At 34.4% G+C, this 3,734-nt stretch carries 5 protein-coding genes and 1 pseudogene; 2 read left to right on the top strand and 4 right to left on the bottom strand.

Translation table 11 applies throughout. The annotated features are described in order from the left end of the window. Positions 1-187 precede the first annotated feature (187 nt). The 4 genes and pseudogenes from QX565_RS00695 to QX565_RS00680 form a co-directional block, all read right to left on the bottom strand. Complete coding sequence (locus QX565_RS00695; RefSeq protein WP_289290650.1) at positions 188-508, bottom strand: helix-turn-helix domain-containing protein; 321 nt, start codon at positions 506-508, stop codon at positions 188-190. 129 nt (positions 509-637) lie between these two features. Further along, a complete protein-coding gene (locus tag QX565_RS00690; RefSeq protein WP_289290648.1) occupies positions 638-1,264 on the bottom strand; it encodes a hypothetical protein in 627 nt (208 codons plus the stop codon). 41 nt (positions 1,265-1,305) lie between these two features. Next, complete coding sequence (locus QX565_RS00685; protein ID WP_289290646.1) at positions 1,306-2,109, bottom strand: class I SAM-dependent methyltransferase; 804 nt, start codon at positions 2,107-2,109, stop codon at positions 1,306-1,308. Positions 2,110-2,608: 499 nt separating this feature from the next. Next, a pseudogene (locus QX565_RS00680) lies at positions 2,609-3,081 on the bottom strand (DinB family protein). Between the two features lie 182 nt (positions 3,082-3,263). Between QX565_RS00680 and QX565_RS00675 the strand changes: the two are divergent. Then, on the top strand, positions 3,264-3,578 hold the full coding sequence (locus QX565_RS00675; protein ID WP_270592088.1) for a helix-turn-helix domain-containing protein: 315 nt from the start codon (positions 3,264-3,266) through the stop codon (positions 3,576-3,578). After that, a partial coding sequence (locus tag QX565_RS00670) for a DUF3876 domain-containing protein (protein ID WP_289290652.1) occupies positions 3,565-3,734 on the top strand: 170 nt, incomplete at its 3' end. The genes QX565_RS00675 and QX565_RS00670, both read left to right, overlap by 14 nt.

Here is a 3,734-nt window from a genome sequence, read left to right as displayed (position 1 = left end):
TGTAACACGCTAAAGCCGAAGGCTTTGCCCGCAGGGCAAGAGGGAAGAACCGGACTTGTCCAGTTCCCTCTTGCTCGATTTAGCGAAACGGGCTGAACCAATAGGTGAAGTAGTTTCTGCTAAATCGGGGTGACTGCACAAAGGAATAGCCTGAACGCAGGCTTCTTTCCTTTGCTACTTTTTGCTATCAGGGCTGATTTGCTTTTTCAAACTGTTTGTAGGTTTGAGAATCGGCATATTCACGAACGAAAGCCCGGATATCGCTGGCTTTATAATACGTTTTTCGTCCGATGGTAAAGTAGGGAAGTACACCTTTCGCCCGATAGCGTTGTAGGGTTCTGAAAGATGCTTTCAACAGAAAGGCTAAGTCTTGATTATCCAACAGCCTCTCATTTTCATCGAATACTGTGTCGGTATTGATTAGCGATTTCAGGTCTTGCCCGATTTCGGATAGCTTCTTCGATAGTCGCTCCATCCACTTGTCGAAGTTTTCATTGTCTATATACATTTTACTCCATTTTTTAGTTTAACATTATTGTTTTCAATCGATTGATGAAGCAAAGTTCAGCAAATGGATGCAAATAAGTTAGGGGAGTAGATCATCTATTCCCCTATAAATTATTGATAAGCTAGTGATTTACAAATACCCTCTATTTTTACTTTCTATCTTGATAGCGATTATTAATTCATTTAGAAACTCTGTCAGTTTTGTGGCTTTACGTTTAAAAACATCATCCCTTTTCTTGTATATGTCTGCAAATTTAAAGTTCATTCCTTTCTCAAATATTCGTGCCAGTTCTGAAAAATTCACAGGATTTCCAACCTTGTTTCTTACGGAGTGTGAATAAAACAAACCGCATATCAATTCCATAATATCAATCATATCAACATCATTGGCTAAATAGACATCGGGATCAAAATTATGTTCTGTGTTTATCGAAAATAAATCGGGGTTATCCAAGCGAAATTGTACTACCCTAAAAGTAGAATCCAATATACTTAATACCTTAGCCAATAATAATCGGATTTCAAGTGTAGAATTATCATTCTCAATCTCCAGTCGCATATTCAATTCTTTGACCTCTGCTACAGTGTAATTTATGGTAAAGCATAATAGTATAATATTCTGCTCCTCTTGACAAAACAAGAGGAGTTGCCGTACAAAATCATCATAAGCCATTGATAATTCTATACGATCAATCTCTTTACCATTAACAGAGCAAGAGAGTAGGTTGAATAACTTTGTTTCTAAGAAACGTTTCACTTATGCTTTAAATAGTTACGTTACATATACAATCATACATTTCATTTTTCTGCAACTATGAAAATTTCACTACTCGATGTGAAATTGTTTTTACCAAGTAAATCTTTATAAATTGAAACTTTACGAAATCCGACCTTTTTTAATATGTTTGTTATTTCGTTTTCCGAATAATACCTTTCCCAGATAATGAAATGTTTGATTGTTCCTTCGAGTACTAAGTTATGTTGGTATGCAAATACTTTATTCTTAGGATAATGGAAAGTTTGGCTCAATAGCAGGTATTCACTTTCATCCCAAAAACCACCGTGAGGTGCATATTCCCAACTTTTATTTTCTTGTCTATCACTAATTATCTTTTCCGAGAAAACATCAAAAATAAAAACTCCGCCATCAGTCAGCGAACAATATATATTATCCAGTAATCGGTCACGGTCACTATCTGAATGGGTTCCCATATCGCAATAGATCATGGTTATAGTATCGTATTTACCATTGGGATAATCATTAATGTAATCATTCAGAATATATTTAATTCCATTCTGTTTTCCCGTAGCATACTCTATTGAAGATTTATTAAAGTCAATGCCTGTTACATCATAATTTTCGTTTGCAAAAAGTGACGTATATAATCCTGGACCACATCCCAAATCAAGTAAATGACTTTCAGATTTTGAATGTTTAAGCACAAAATTCACAATCTTTAAAACAGATTCTTGCTTTCGACTAGCTTCATCAGACTGAAAATCAAGATGCTTTTTTAATATTTGCTGCTGAATGTAAGGATCAGTCCAAATATTATGGTTGGACTTTTCAAATAAAATTGGTTTTTTGTTGATGATTTCCATTTGTATTTTGAATATTTGTTATTAGAAAAATCCCATAGCGGGATCTGAAATACAACTATCCGTTACAAACATAAAAATTTACGCACCTTTTTCGGGCTAAAGATAATATTACTAAAATGTTAGGAAATGATACGCAAACGAGTAACAGAAAGAGTTTCTGCTACAACTAAAAGCTTGTATGGATAGAATATCCGCGTATCTACATATAGAGTGTATTGATTCAGTGTGCTAAAATAGTGATTTCTCTTTAAATAGAGATATATTTTAATGTTTTTCTGAAAACAAATTTGATGGGTAACTCTTTTTCATGTTTCGATAAAACATTCTATATATGAAAGAGAGTTATTTGCAACAATGGAAAAACTTAATAGATTAAAGCTGTTCATTCGTTTTTTATCCGTTACATATTTCGGCTTTCTGTTTTGCAAAATGCTAGCAGAAGCATATTCCAAAATGTTATAGTTGTCGCAAATAACTAAATGGATTATTAAATTGTGTTTCAAATAATTAGTTCATGAATTTCTTTTATATGCAAGTGTAAATGATCCCAATAGCCCTCTATCATATCTTTCAGCGTGACTTTTGTTCCTTCAAAATCGCACCAATAACTATCCAATTTTGCTACATCTACAGACTGAATAACTTGAATGAGATGTAAATTATAAAACTTCCATAACTGGATTAAGTTAGCCCAATCCGCATTTTGATAATCTTGCAGAGCTATCCAAAGATCATTATCCTGACGATAATCGGGGAAAAAAGCAGATCTTTGCTATATTGCAGACGAACCATTCGTTGATGATTGTTAGATGCCGAATCAATCAAATGACCAAATATTTGCTTGATGGTACGATTTTGTTTGTTTTTTCTTAGTGTTATTACTTCTACTGACAAGTCATTTAACAACCTTTCTTCCGTTTCAATAACCTTTGCAATGCCATCGGTTATGTGGCTAAAATCAATTCTTTGCATAATCCATATAGTGAATTCACTATTTTACTTCCGTAGATTCTTATGAATACATTTAGGTAGCTAGACATTAGTAGCTTTACTGTGCCACTTCCAGACAGTTTTGAAAACGGCTCTTGTTTCTTCTTTCTTTTGCTGGTGAAAATAGAATCAACACGTTTTATAAACCATTTAAAATTAAAAGTATGGAAGTAGTAACCATTGAAAAGAGAACCTTTTCGTATGTCTGCGAACGGTTTACTGAGTTTGCCAAACGGATAGAAAATTTGTGCAGCACTCATACCCAGAAAGTAGAAAACTGGCTGGATAGTCAGGAAGTATGCCTGTTGCTAGGTTTTAGCAAACGAACACTGCAATATTACCGAAGCAGTGGGCGGCTGGCTTATTCTCAAATCGGCAGCAAGATTTATTATAAATCTTCCGATATTGAAAGAATTATTGCGGACAGTGAAACACAAAATCAATCACCCAAACAAACCATGCCTTATGAGAAGAACTAAAGAAGATTATCCGTCCTTCAACCTGTTTTCCATTGTCGGTACATGGGAAAGCGTTAATCTGAATCCTACGGTTATCATCTACCGGAATGATAAAGAATATCTTCTTTCTATTATATATGTATCGGAAACCACCAAACAGGCTTCACCCGCTACTTA

This window comes from Bacteroides sp. 41_26, from assembly GCF_949740115.1.
Taxonomy (GTDB): Bacteria; Bacteroidota; Bacteroidia; order Bacteroidales; family Bacteroidaceae; genus Bacteroides; species Bacteroides nordii.
The sequence above is the reverse complement of the archived record's forward strand: the minus strand, read 5'-3'. Positions and strand labels throughout refer to the sequence as shown.